This is a genomic window from Bradyrhizobium sp. AUGA SZCCT0182, from assembly GCF_018130185.1.
Taxonomy (GTDB): Bacteria; Pseudomonadota; Alphaproteobacteria; order Rhizobiales; family Xanthobacteraceae; genus Bradyrhizobium.
This window is the reverse complement of sequence record NZ_JAFCLY010000002.1, coordinates 228,611-239,908: the sequence shown is the minus strand read 5'-3', so window position 1 is coordinate 239,908 and position 11,298 is coordinate 228,611. Positions and strand designations below refer to the sequence as shown.

The following is an 11,298-nucleotide window of genomic DNA, read 5'->3' as shown; positions in this document are numbered from 1 at the left end:
CGCAATCACGGGGCGCGCAACTGGTTCGGCAACAGACTTTGGCGCCGGCACAACAGGAAGGCGACCAGCACGGTCGGGATCAGGATGGCGAGGCCAAGGCAGGTGATCTGCAATTGCGAGATCGGCATGATGCCGCCGCCGGGTGTCGCGATCACGAAGCCGCCGATCACCAGCAGCACGCGCAGCGGCCATTCCAGTGCGCCGGCGCCGCGGAGGTCGCCGACATAGGCCTGATAGCCCTGGATGCCGCCGCATATGAAGATGATGCCGAAACAGGCCAACCCCGTCAGCCCGATCGCTTCCAGATAGGGGTTGTTCCCCTGCAGCAGCAATGCGGGGTTCAGCACGAAGAAGAACGGGATGAAATAGATGATGCTGCCCACCCACATGCTCTCCCAGCCCGTCTTCATCGCGGGCGCACCGGCGATGCCGGCCGCGGCAAACGAGGCGATGGCGACCGGTGGCGTGATCGCCGACAGCATGCCCCAGTAGAAGATGAACATGTGCACGGCCATCTTGTTGAGCCCGAGCTTTTCCAGCGCAGGGGCCACCAGGATCGCGAGGAAGATGTAGCAGGACGTCGTGGTCAGCCCGAGCCCGAGGATCAGGCTGGTGAACGCGCACATGATGAGCAGGAGGAACGCGTCGCCGCCGGCGATGTTCAGCAAATCGTTGGCAAGGCTTGAAATCACGCCGGTGAGCGAGAACGCACCGATCAGGAGACCGCAGCCAGCGAGAATGGCGATCAGCTCGACGAAGGTCTTGCCGTTCAGTTCGAGGAACTGCAGCCAGCGCGCGCCGCCCCAGTTCTTGCCCGGAAAGAATTCGTTGAGCGCGGCGAGCAGGCACATGCCCCAGAGGATCGCGTTGAGCACGTCGAACCAGAACATCAGCCCGGTCGCGACGATCGAGAGGACGAGCACCGCCGTATTGCCGCGCTTCCATGGCGCCGGTCCCGACCATTGATGCAGGATCACCAGCAGCACGGATGCGTAAAACGGCGCGTGACTTTCGCGCTTGAAGTGCAGCAGCATGACCACGAGGATCGCGATGACAAAGAGGTAGTACCAGCCTTCCTTGAAGGCATCCCAGAAGCGCGGGAGCTCCTCCCGCGGCAGCCCCTTCAGCTTGTGACGCGCGGCGTAGGCGTCGACCTGCGCGAACAGGCCGACATAATACAGGATCGAGGGGATGGTCGCCGCCAGCGCGACGTCGGCATAGCTGGTGTTCATGAACTGCGCCATCACGAACGCGGTGGCGCCGAGCACCGGCGGCGCCAGAACGGCGCCGGTCGAGGCGCAGGCTTCGATCGCGGCGGAGTAGGATGGTGTAAAGCCGGTCTTCTTCATCGCCGGGATGGTCATCGTGCCGGCCGTCAGCACGTTGGAGACGATGCTGCCGCCGACGGTGCCGAGCAGGCCGCTGGCAAAGACACAGACCTTTGCCGCGCCGCCGCGGAACGTTCCGCACATCGCGAATGCGATATTGATGAAGAACTTGCCGGCGCCGGTCATCATCAACGCGGTGCCGAACACCAGGAAGCCGATCACCGTGTCGGCGAAGGCCTGGACCGGAATGCCGAGCAGGCTTTCGCCCGACAGCGTGTGATAGGCGGTGGTCTGTTCGAGGTTCGATTGGGTGCCGCGAAATGGTCCAAGCCATTTGGAATCGGCGAACATCGGATACAGCGTGAATGGAAGCACGCTGAGCAGGAGGCTCCAGCCGCCGGTGCGCCGCAACGCCTCCATCAGCACGAACCACATCACCAGGCCGGCTGCGATCACCGGCGTCGGCGCGCCGCCGAATTCCCAGCCTGCCGACGCCGCCTTGCGGACGTTCATCATCAGGTAGATCGCCGCACCGAATGTCAGCAGGAACAGCGCGATGTCATACCAGGGCATTCGCTCGATGCTTGCCTTCTCCGAACCTGGAAATATCAGGAACGTAAAAGGCAGCATCAACGCGATCAGCAGATAGAAATATTCGGTGTTGAGCTGCGTGTAGTCGATGAAGAACCGCAATGAGAATTGCTGGTTCACGCAGAGCAGGATCGTCACCGCGGTCAGGACGATCAGCAACCAGCGCCAGCCGCCTTTCAGCGTTCGGATGCGCGAGACCTCGGCTTCCTGCAGGTCGGCTACCGCGACCAGCGGATCGGCCAACTCGACCTTGGCCGGCTCGGCCGGGCCGCCGCCGGTCGGCGACGACACGGCGCGCGGCTGCTGCGCTCTATCGGATGGAGGAAGCGTCATTCATCTGTTCCAATAGTTGCGGGCGATCGGTCGTGCGCGGGTTTGCGATGGTCTATTCGAATCCGTTCGGCATGCCGGCTTTGGCAAGGGCTGCGGCGCGAGCCTTCATCCAGCCATCCAGGAATGCCTTCTCATCCGACGGCGGGCTGGCTTTGCCGTAGTCGGCCCACGCCGCGGCCAGAACGGCCTGCCGCTTGAACAGCGCATTGTTGTGCGCCTCCTGGTCGTCGCTCCATTGGCCGGCTTCCTTCATCGCCTTCACCGCGCCGGGATGGAGGGGCACCGCCCAGTTTTTGGTCTGGCGGTCGGCCGCTAGACCGGCGGCGCCGGCAGCAGCGTCCTTGTAAAGGTCGTAGCCCGTGATCATCGCCTTGGTCACGGCATAGACCTGATCAGCCGGCTGCGATCCATAGACGACGAAAATGGGATACGGATAGTTTCCGAGTTCGATCGGCTTTTCCTTCGTAATGCCGGCGCCGCAGGTGGCGACGTGCGGGAAGAAGAACGAACCGACTTTCTTGACGCGTTCCCAACCAGCCTTGTCGCTGTGCGGGAGCGGGGGCCAGACGATGCCGCGCGGCGAGGTCTCGGCTTCCTTTGCAGGGGCGGTGATGGTGGTCGCGAAGGCAGCGTCGACGTCGTTGTTGATCAAGCCCTTCCACATCGCGCCATAGCTGGAGAATTCCACCGCCTTGACGTCGCTCTGCTTGAGATCGCCGAACGCCAGGATCGCAAGCGCATTCTGGTTCAGCGCCGGGGAGCCGACGACGAATCCGACCCGCTTTCCGCGGAGATCCTTGACCTCCTTGACCCCGGTATCGCGGGCGACGCCGAGTGAACCTGCGTTGCAGTCGACCGACGAGAGCACCAGTTGCAAGGCTTGCGGCCCCCATTCCTTGGCGCCGAATTCAAACACGCCTTCCTGCGCGAAATAGGTGCCGGACCCCATCGCCGAAGACATCGCGCGACCGGCGCGCAAGGGCGCGAGGCGCGCCACGTCATTGCCTGCCGGGAGAACCCGCAGGTCGGTGCCGTATTTGTCCTTCATCATCTTGCCGACGGCGACCGCAATGTTGAATCCGGCGGTACCGGTGTCATAGGCGGTGAACGTCATGGTCGGCGGCAGCTTGACGTCCTGGGCCAGCGCCGGCGCAAACGCCATGAGCGAGATGCCTGCGAGTGCGGCAGGCGCAAAGTTCGACAGTCGACGGTTCATGTTTCCCCCAAATTGTTTCGCTAGATGAAACTTTTTCTGATTAGGATGATGTCATCGCAGCATTGCTATGGCAACGTCCGAGCACGTTCACGTCCACCATTATGCCAGTTGCACTGGCGGACAGATCGTCACGCATCAAAAGTATGAGCGCGAAAGAGCTAAGCTTCGACGATCGCGACCACCTGTCCTTCAGCGATCACGTCGTCGAGTTTGACCAGAATTGCCTTGATTTTCCCGGTAATTGTCGACGTTACCGGGATTTCCATTTTCATCGCTTCGACGAATGCAATCTCGTCGCCGTCACCGACACTCGCTCCAGCTTCTGCAGCCAGCGCGCACACGCGTCCGGCGACTTCGGTCACAATCTTGATCTCTGGCATGCCACCCTCCGGTACCGTGTGACGTGACAATTTCGTCCCGCGAACGGCTTTTTGTTGTGGCTGCAGATTGCCTGAGGTAGCTTGATCTGCAAGTGGAATTTTATTCCGCAGGGCGGAACGGAGCCAAAATATGGGAAGGCGCTCAGAGCGGCTTAGCAAACAGGGAATGCTTGCCAGCGATCTGGCGGGCGAGGGCGATGTGATCCAAGTGGTGTCGCGGGCGTTCGATGTCCTGCGCTGCTTCGAGGGTCACGAAGCCCGACTCGGCAATCTCGAAATTTCCAATCGCTGCGGTCTGCCGCGATCGACGGTGTCGCGGTTGACGCACACGCTGACGCGGATGGGTCAGCTGGTCTATCTGCCGCGCGACCAGAAGTACCGCATCGGCCCGAGCGCGGTGGCGATGAGCACCTCGATGATGAAGGGATTGCAGCTGCGCAATCTGATCCGGTTGCGGTTGCAGGATGTCGCCGAGCAATTGCCGGGCACCGTCGGTTTCGTGATCCCCGATCGTTTTCAACTGGTCTATCTCGAGTTCGCCCGCGCCGCGAATGCGCTCGGCCTGCACGAGACCACCGGCAGCCGCATTGCGATGGCGAGCACGGCGGCGGGCCACGCCTACACCGCGGCGCTCGACGACGATGTCGGCGATGCGCTCATCGTGGAAATGGAACGCGAGATGCCGGATAGCGCGCGGATGCTGAAGTCGCGCATCGAGGACAATCGCCGTCATCTGCGCGAACACGGCTATGTCGTGGCCTGCGGCACCTGGAGCCCGCACATCAACGGTTGCGCCGTGCCGCTGTGGTCGCCGCAATATCAAACCTACGTCGTCGCGACGATCGGTCTGTTGTCCGCGATGTTCGATGAAAAGCGGGTGCACCGCGACGTGGCGCCGGTGATGGTCGAACTGGGGGCTGCGCTCGGCGGTCTGCTCGAAGGCGCCGACGGCGACATCTTCACCAACCGGCTGGAAAGAAAAGCGCTTCCGGTGTCAGTGCATAACAATAATAAAATCATCAAGGCGGAGGATACGAATGAACTGGAAGCCGGAACTCGACGACCTCGCCCGGCGCGAAGCGTTCGCGCGCGAGATGGGAGGCGTTGACAAGGTCAAGCGTCAGCATGACCAGGGCCGGCTCACCGTTCGGGAGCGCATCGACAAGATCGTTGACCAGAAGTCCTTCCACGAAATCGGCGCCATCTCCGGCATCGCCGAATATGACGAGAACAGCGAACTCAAGCACCTGACGCCCGCGAACTGCGTGTTCGGCCGGGCCAAGGTCGAAGGCCGTCCGGTGGTCGTCGTTGGCGACGATTTCACCGTGCGCGGCGGCTCGGCCGACGCCTCGATCTCCGCCAAGCCGCTGATGGCCGAGGAGATGGCGCATGATTTCCGCCTGCCGATCATCCGCGTGATCGAAGGCTCGGGCGGCGGCGGCTCGGTGAAGACGATCGAGACGCGAGGGGCCGCTAATCTGCCGGGCGGCGTCGGCGGCACGCGCTGGTACTGGTTCACGACGGCGAACATGGCGCGCGTGCCGGTGGTGGCGCTCGGCCTCGGCTCGGTCGCGGGCCTCGGCGCGGCGCGGCTGGCGGCGAGCCATTATTCGGTCATGACCAGGAACTCGGCGATGTTCGTCGCGGGGCCGCCGGTCGTGAAGCGTCTCGGCCAAGACCTGACCAAACAGGAACTCGGCGGCGCTGACATCCAGACCCGCGCCGGCGGTGTGGACGATGCCGTCGATACCGAGGAAGAGGCGTTCGAGCGCGCCCGGCGCTTCCTGTCCTATCTGCCGTCATCGGTCTACGAGCTGCCGCCGACCACGCCCTGCACCGACGATCCGGAGCGCGCCGAGGAAGTGCTGATGAAGGCGGTACCGCGCAACCGCCGTCAGGTCTACAAGATGCGCCCGATCATCGACGCCGTCGTCGACAAGGGCTCGTTCTTCGAGGTCAACGCCAATTTCGGCCGCCCGATCATCACGGGCCTCGCGCGTCTCGAAGGCCGCGCGGTGCTGCTGCTCGCCAGCGATCCCTTCCACTATGGCGGGTCGTGGACGGCGGAGGCCTGCCAGAAGGTGGTGCGCTGGGTCGACTTCGCCGAAACCTTCCATCTGCCGGTGGTCTATCTGATGGATTGCCCGGGCTTCATGATCGGGCTCGAGGCCGAGAAGTCGGCGACCATCCGGCACGGCGTGCGCGCGATGGCCGCCGTCAACCAGAGCACCGTGCCCTGGTGCACCATCATCGTGCGCAACGCCTTCGGCGTCGCCGGCGTCGTGCACCAGCCGGCCAACCGCTATTCGATGCGTTACGCCTGGCCCTCGGCCTATTGGGGCTCGCTGCCGCTCGAGGGCGGCATCGAGGCCGCCTATCGCGCCGACATCGATGCCGCGGAAGACCCGGCGGCAAAGCTGAAAGAGATCGAGGACCGTCTCAACAAGCTGCGCTCGCCGTTCCGCTCGGCCGAAAAATTCTGGGTCGAGGAAGTGATCGATCCCCGCAAGACGCGCTCGCTATTGTGCGAATTCGCGCGGCTGGCTGAACGGGTCCTCACGACGGGGCCGGCGACGAACATGGCCATCAGGCCGTAGGTGGTTGCCGCGCACTCAAGTCGTCATACGCGGGCTTGACCCGCGTATCCATCGCCCGCGCTAGCGGACAATCGCGATTCATTCGAAGAAAGATGGATTGCCGGGTCAAGCCCGGCAATGACGATAGTCGAGCTACGCCTCGTTCTCCCGATGCACGTCGTGGATCACAATACCCATGCCTTCGTCGGGCATCCGGATCCAGTCGCGGCGCTTCAGGGTGCGTTTGGTGTCCTCGTGGCCGCTCATCCAGTGCTCGCGCATCGAGGTGCCCGAGAATTCGTGGTCCTTGGCGTCGCCTTCATAGGCCTTCTGCTGGTAGATCAGTTGCAGGATCGCGATCTCGGGCAGATTGCCGATGCTGGCCTTGATCTGACGCTCTTCGTCGGACAGCTGATCGTCGGGAATTCGTGACAGCGCCTTGTGCAGGCGCGCTTTCAGATTGTGCGTCTTGCGGTAGACGTCGGTATTGTGGCGCGTGCGCGAGGAATACATGATGTCCTTGTGCCGGGCCATCACGTCCTGGATGTCGCGCGGCAAGGCTCCGCGGGCGCTGAACAGGTCGACCTGGAACACCAGCGAATTGAGGCTGTCCTCCTGGTCCAAGAGATGCTGCAGCGGCGTGTTCGAGACGATGCCGCCGTCCCAGAAATGGTCGGTGCCGACCTTCACCATCGGCAGGGCCGGCGGCAGCGCGCCGCTCGCCATGATGTGCTCGGGAATGATCTCGTCATGGGCGTTGTCGAAATAAATGAAATTGCCTGACAGCACGTTGACCGCGCCCACCGCAAACCGGATCCGCTTGTCGTTGATCATGTCGAAATCGACGAGCTCGAGCAGCGTCTGGCGCAGCGGCTCGGTGTCGTAATAGCTCGTCGCCGTCCGGGCGCCGGTGGCGCTGAGCCACGGGTTGGTCATGTGCGGGGTGAAGAAGCCGGGCTGGCCCAGCGACGTCGTCATGAGCGAGCTCGCGAAATTGCGCGCCTTGCGATAGATGTCGCCGTCCGGCGTGTAGTGCCAGATCTTGCGGCTGGTGATGCGGTCCCAGAAAATCTGCAAGCGTTCGAGCCGGCGCTCCGGCGGGTTGCCGGCGATGATCGCCGAATTGATCGCGCCGATCGACACTCCGCACACCCAGTCCGGCTCGATATGGGCCTCGTGCAGGGCCTGATAGACGCCGGCCTGATAGGCGCCGAGCGCGCCGCCGCCCTGCAGCACCAGCGCAACGCGGTCGCAGCGCTCCGGCCGCCAGCCGCGCGCATGGATGGTCTGTTCGAGATGTGGGGTTCGCGCGTCCATGTTCATTACTCCAAAACTGCCCGACAATTCCGCGCGCTGGTGACGCGATGATGACAAATGTGTCGATCGGCTTTTGCCGCCTCGCGTTTTGCCTGCGCCTGAAGCATTGACGTGTTCGAAAAACGGAGGCCGAAATTTGCGGTCATGACGCTGAAGGAAATCCCTCACATCCCTGTCAATTTCGGCCGCTAGCAATCGGCAGGACGATTTTCAGCAGGGGATTGCAATGCGCAGGGAAGACTTGCTCAAGTTTCCGTCGATGCCGGCCGCAGGGCCAAGCTATCCCGCCGGTCCGTATCGTTTCGTCAACCGCGAATTCCTCGTCATCACCTATGAGACCGATCCCGAACTGATCCGTGCGGGATTGCCCGAGCCGCTGGAGCCGGTCGATCAGCCGATCGTGCACTATGAATGGATCAAGATGCCGGACAGTTCCGGCTTCGGCAGCTACACCGAATCCGGGCTGGTCATCCCGGCGCGGCTGCATGGCGAGGAAGTCAATTTCGTCTCGCAAATGTATCTCGACGACGATCCGCCGATCGCAGCGGGGCGCGAAATCTGGGGCTTTCCGAAGAAATACGCACACCCCAAACTCGAGATCGTCAAGGACACCTTCACCGGCACGCTGGAATATGCTGGCCAGCTCGTGGCGATGGGCACCATGGGCTACAAGCACGAAAGCATGGCCGGCAATGGTGAAATCACGCGCGCCACGCTGTCGAAGACGCAGATCAATCTCAAGATGATCCCGGGCGTCGATGGCCGCCTCGAGATCTGTCAGCTCGTCGCGATCAATCTCACCGACATCGTCGTCAAGGGCTCATGGATCGGGCCGGGGCGGTTGCATCTGGTGCCGCACGTCAACGCGCCGGTGGCGGATTTTCCGGTGCGCCGGGTGGTCGGCGCCCATCATTTCCTGGCCGACCTGACGTTGCCGTTCGGCCGCGTGGTTCACGACTACAACAAGGAAGTCGAACAGGCAGCGGTAACCGGTCTCGCCGCGGAGTAGGCGGCGAGAGCGATCTCTTCGGTGACATCAAACTGTAACAATAGTGCAATTGAATCGCCTGGCATGCACGAGGGCCGCTGCGGCTGAGTTCTCCTATGGCCGCTGCGCAGGGTTTGGCGGGGGCTGCTGATGTCTTCGATGGATACGTTGGCCGAGCCTGCAACGGGGACGGGTGCGCCGGTCTTGGATGCCGCTTCGGCTATCCCGGGACTGGTGTGGGTGTTTCGCCTGCACAGCGATGGCAGCGCCGAGCCGCTGCCGATCAACGTGCCGATCGAATTCAGCCATGACGGGCGGCTGTGGCTGCACTTTAATCTGACCGACGCGAGGGCGCGGTCGTGGCTGGCGGGTGTGGACGTGCCACTGCCGGCGCGCGAGCTGCTACTGTCGAAAGACAATTATCAGCAACTCCACATCTCGGACCATTGCGTCTACGGGGTGTTCTCCGATCTCGTTCGTGCCATCGACACCGCGACCGAGGAAACCGGATTTCTTCGCTTCGCGATGACCGAGCGCCTTCTCATCAGTGGCCGGCATCAGGCGCTTTGCGCCGTCGATTCCACTCGCCGTGTGCTGGAGAGCGGTCATCGCGTCGATACCGTCGCCGCATTGCTGGAGAAGATCGTCGACGAGGTCGCCGATACCATGGACCGCATGGCCGACAAGATCGGCACCGCAATCGACAATATCGAGGAGCGGATTCTCGCAGGCGAGACAAGATCGGAAATGCGCGCAGCACTTGGCCGGTCGCGGCGGACCTGCGTGCGTTTGCACCGGCAGCTGGCGGGATTGCGCGTGCTGTTCCACCGGCTCGAGCAGAAGAGCGTTGAACACCTCAGCCCGGCGCTGCGGCTTCAGGCCGGAAAACTGGCGCAGCGGCTCGATGGCCTCGACCACGATATCGTCGAACTGCGCGAGCGCAGCCGCCTGCTGGAGGAAGAAATACATTTCAAGATGGAGGAGGAGAGCAACCGGCACCTCCACACGCTGTCCATCGTCACGACGATGCTGCTGCCTCCGACGCTGGTGACCGGCATCTTCGGCATGAACACCAAGGGCCTGCCGCTCACCGACACCGAAACCGGATTTTTGTGGGCGGCGGCGATCATGGTTGGCGTCGCCGGTGCGGCCTATCTCGCCATGCGCCGCTCAGGCTTCTTCAAATAGAGCAGTCGGCGGCGGTATCGACACCATGTACAGCGTTCTTTCCCGCGCCGTCACCTTGCTCGCGACGGCGGCCTGTCTTGTACTCGCACCGGTCGCGTATGCCGACATCGCTCCGGCGAAGCCAAAGGAAACGCCACAGGACGCGCGCGAAGCCTTGGCGGATGCCGGCTATCAGTTCAGTCTGATCTACATCGGAGAGGGGCTCGCCAATATCTCCGGCGGCATGCGGACGGGGGCGATCTACACCGGCCGTCTCGATTTGGGCACCACGATCGATCTGGAGAAGGTGGCGGGTTGGACCGGCGCCAGCTTCCACGCCAACATGTTCCAGATCCACGGCGACGGGCTGTCCCGCAGCTATATCGGCAATCTGATGCTGGCCAGCGGCGTCGAGGCGTTGCCGGCCACGCGGCTCTACGAATTCTGGGTCGAGCAGAAGCTGCTTGGCGGCAAGCTCGCCGTCCGTGTCGGGCAGCAGGCGTCCGACATCGAGTTCATCGACAGTTCCTATGACGACATCTTCGTCAATTCGGCGCTGGGCTGGCCGGGCCATGCCGGCATCAATTTGCCGAGCGGCGGGCCGTCGCCACCACTCTCGGTGATGGGCATCAGGGTGAAAGCCGAACTCACGGACCGGCTCACGGCGTACTTCGCGCTGTTTAACGGCGACTCGGCTCCACCAGGGCCGGAAGATCCGCAGATCAAGAATCCCCACGGGCTGTTGTTTCGCGTCAGCGATCCACCGTGGTGGATCGCCCAGCTCAAATACAAAGTTGAACTTGGTGAAAGCCGGCTGCCCGGGACGATCACCGGCGGCGGCTGGTACCACATAAAGTCGTTTCCGGATCAGCGGTTCTCCGCCGATGGCCTTTCGCTGGCCGATCCCAACAGCAATGGGGAGACCGCATGGCGGCGGCGGAATCCCGGCGTGTTCATGGTCTACGAGCAGTTGTTGATGCGCGCGTCGCCGGGCTCCGACAAGGGCATCGCCTTCTTCATGCGTGCCTCGATGAGCCCGTCGGACCGCAACCTGGTCAGCGCCTATATCGATGGCGGCTTTTTGTTCACTGGTTTCAGTACCCAGCGCCCGAACGACAGGTTCGGGATCGCCGGGACCTATGCGCGAATATCCGACCGCGCCCGCGCGCTCGACCGCGACACGCAGATCTTTACCGGCACGCCGTACCCGGTGCGCGATTATGAGGCGATCCTGGAGATCACCTATCAGCACGAAGTGCGGCCGGGCTTCCTGTTACAGCCGGTGGTGCAGTACATCGCGCATCCCGGCGGCGGCATACCCGATCCGAACGATCCGACGCAGTCCAAGCGCATCAAGGACGGCGTGATGGTGGGTGTTCGCGCCACCATCACGTATTGAGCT

The 11,298-nt window shown here is 62.9% G+C and carries 9 protein-coding genes; 5 read left to right on the top strand and 4 right to left on the bottom strand.

The features are described 5' to 3' along the window. Window positions 1-5 precede the first annotated feature (5 nt). The 3 genes from JQ611_RS03475 to JQ611_RS03465 all read right to left on the bottom strand — a co-directional run bounded on the left by JQ611_RS03475 (window position 6) and on the right by JQ611_RS03465 (window position 3,848). Window positions 6-2,252 (bottom strand): TRAP transporter permease, encoded by a 2,247-nt coding sequence (locus JQ611_RS03475; protein ID WP_212264945.1) that lies wholly within the window; start codon window positions 2,250-2,252, stop codon window positions 6-8. Between the two features lie 52 nt (window positions 2,253-2,304). After that, entirely contained in the window at window positions 2,305-3,468 is a 1,164-nt protein-coding gene (locus JQ611_RS03470) for a TAXI family TRAP transporter solute-binding subunit (RefSeq protein WP_212464516.1), read from the bottom strand. A 158-nt stretch (window positions 3,469-3,626) separates the two neighbouring features. After that, complete coding sequence (locus JQ611_RS03465) at window positions 3,627-3,848, bottom strand: acetyl-CoA carboxylase biotin carboxyl carrier protein subunit (protein WP_192739703.1); 222 nt, start codon at window positions 3,846-3,848, stop codon at window positions 3,627-3,629. A 130-nt stretch (window positions 3,849-3,978) separates the two neighbouring features. Here JQ611_RS03465 and JQ611_RS03460 point away from each other — a divergent pair, with 130 nt between their 5' ends. Both JQ611_RS03460 and JQ611_RS03455 read left to right on the top strand, forming a co-directional pair. Then, window positions 3,979-4,956, top strand: coding sequence for an IclR family transcriptional regulator (locus tag JQ611_RS03460; protein ID WP_192739702.1), 978 nt, complete (start codon window positions 3,979-3,981; stop codon window positions 4,954-4,956). Continuing rightward, window positions 4,886-6,445 (top strand): acyl-CoA carboxylase subunit beta, encoded by a 1,560-nt coding sequence (locus JQ611_RS03455; RefSeq protein WP_212464515.1) that lies wholly within the window; start codon window positions 4,886-4,888, stop codon window positions 6,443-6,445. The genes JQ611_RS03460 and JQ611_RS03455 overlap by 71 nt, the downstream gene beginning before the upstream one ends. A 132-nt stretch (window positions 6,446-6,577) precedes the next feature. Here JQ611_RS03455 and JQ611_RS03450 read toward each other — a convergent pair whose 3' ends face one another. Continuing rightward, window positions 6,578-7,741: a patatin-like phospholipase family protein gene (locus JQ611_RS03450; RefSeq protein ID WP_212264942.1), complete on the bottom strand. Its 1,164-nt coding sequence runs from the start codon at window positions 7,739-7,741 to the stop codon at window positions 6,578-6,580. Window positions 7,742-7,967: 226 nt separating this feature from the next. Here JQ611_RS03450 and JQ611_RS03445 point away from each other — a divergent pair, with 226 nt between their 5' ends. From JQ611_RS03445 to JQ611_RS03435, 3 genes are all read left to right on the top strand, one after another. Next, on the top strand, window positions 7,968-8,750 hold the full coding sequence (locus JQ611_RS03445) for an acetoacetate decarboxylase (RefSeq protein ID WP_212388766.1): 783 nt from the start codon (window positions 7,968-7,970) through the stop codon (window positions 8,748-8,750). A 138-nt stretch (window positions 8,751-8,888) separates the two neighbouring features. Further along, window positions 8,889-9,917 (top strand): transporter, encoded by a 1,029-nt coding sequence (locus tag JQ611_RS03440; protein WP_409411249.1) that lies wholly within the window; start codon window positions 8,889-8,891, stop codon window positions 9,915-9,917. Between the two features lie 25 nt (window positions 9,918-9,942). Next, window positions 9,943-11,295, top strand: a complete 1,353-nt coding sequence (locus JQ611_RS03435; RefSeq protein ID WP_212464514.1) for a carbohydrate porin — start codon at window positions 9,943-9,945, stop codon at window positions 11,293-11,295. The last annotated feature ends 3 nt before the right edge of the window (window positions 11,296-11,298 follow it).